Source organism: Vibrio sp. 661, from assembly GCF_033339315.1.
Lineage (GTDB): Bacteria > Pseudomonadota > Gammaproteobacteria > Enterobacterales > Vibrionaceae > Vibrio > Vibrio alginolyticus.
In genome coordinates this window covers 1-1,270 of record NZ_JAWOUJ010000075.1, presented here as the reverse complement: position 1 = coordinate 1,270, position 1,270 = coordinate 1, and the positions used below count along the sequence as shown (strand labels likewise).

The following is a 1,270-nucleotide window of genomic DNA, read 5'->3' as shown; positions in this document are numbered from 1 at the left end:
GTAAGAAAATAGCACCATCGCGCTTGCAAAAATCACAAGCAACCACATTTTCCCTTTTCCGCTGAGCGTCATACCGACTCCATCCAAGTACTCGTTTTCTTAAGATAAGTTATTGATTTTCAGTTCTGCCTCATCTTGATTGATGACCCAATCCACAGGCAGGTTTGCCGATTTAGATTTTTCCTGTGCGGTTCACAGTGATTACTTATCCAGAATGAGACAGAGTGCGCCTAGCTGATTGGATGTTAAAGAGTTGTAATTAAGAAGTGAGATCTAGCTCCTTTTCTCCCTCGTGGTTTTTGCTACCGTTACGAAAGACGTTTTAAACAGGCAGTAATTCATGGCTTTTGAAAGCACCCCCAACATCGCACTTATTGAAGATGATGACATTGTTCGTCAGGCAACTAGCCAATGGCTGCAACTGGCCGGATTTAACGTTGAGGCATTCAGTACCGGTGACGCTGGAAAGGCGGCGATACTAAGTCAAGACTTTGATGCTGTTGTCAGTGATGTTCGCTTGCCTGATAGCGATGGCCTCTCGATTTTAGAAAGCCTTATTGACCATCATATCCAAACGCCCGTTATCCTGATCACCGGACATGGGGATGTGGATATGGCGGTGAGTGCGTTGCAAAAGGGCGCATTTGACTTTATTGAGAAACCATTTCAGCCAGAGCGACTCTCGCAACGTGTGACGGAAGCGGTCGAGACTTATCGAGCGCAGACGTCAATGCAAGATCGTCAAGAATATCTCGCGAGCGTAAGTGGGCTCGAGGAAGTGCTGATTGGCCGAAGCCGAGTCATGCAGCAATTGCGTGAACAAGTTGCAAAGCTAGCGCGTATTGATACTAACGTCATTATTTATGGTGAAACGGGCTGTGGCAAAGAGCTAGTTGCCACCAGTCTGCATAAAGAAAGCCAACGAAAATTACATCGTTTTGTGCCAATAAATTGTGGCGCGATTCCCGAAAATCTGTTCGAAAGTGAGCTGTTTGGTCACGAGCCCGGCGCTTTTACCGGAGCAAGTAAACGACGGATTGGCAAACTCGAATACGCCGACAAAGGCACGCTGTTTTTTGATGAAATCGAGAGTATGCCGCTTTCAATGCAAGTGAAAGTGCTGCGCTCATTGCAAGAACATACTGTCGAACGAGTTGGTGGTAACCAGCAGATCAATGTGGATTTGCGAGTGATCGCTGCCGCGAAAGAAGATCTTAACGATCATGAAGAGTTCCGCCAAGATTTGTATTACCGACTTAATGTTGCGCAG

Annotated in this window: 1 protein-coding gene; it reads left to right on the top strand. The window is 46.5% G+C overall.

What is annotated here, in order from left to right; all coding sequences use genetic code 11:
• Positions 1-340: 340 nt before the first annotated feature.
• On the top strand, positions 341-1,270 hold a 930-nt coding region (locus tag R7P69_RS24785), incomplete at its 3' end, for a sigma-54 dependent transcriptional regulator (RefSeq protein WP_318121763.1).